Consider the following 332-nt stretch of genomic DNA (forward strand, 5'->3'; position numbering starts at 1 on the left):
CCACGCTAAGAGACTCACCCACGTTGACGCAGGTATCCAAGGCACTCGGCGTAACGATGAGCAGTCTTCAGAACGCACGCGACGCCTTGCTTGAGGTCGAGCTGATCTCGCGACTGCCCCAAACGGACTCTCGGTTCCAATACTTGGTTCGCAACGACAGTCCTGCGTGGCACTGGGCGCGCGACCTAGCGCAAATTGCGAGTCGCGCAGAACTCGGTCGCCCGGTCTCGTAGCGCAGCGAACACGCGGCACCGTTGGCTAATTGAGGGGCTGTTCACGCGAAGCCATCCATTCGAGGAGGCGCTTAATCTCCCATGAAGGGTTCGAAAGCC

This window comes from Microbacterium sp. Leaf351, assembly GCF_001423825.1.
GTDB lineage: Bacteria > Actinomycetota > Actinomycetes > Actinomycetales > Microbacteriaceae > Microbacterium > Microbacterium ginsengisoli.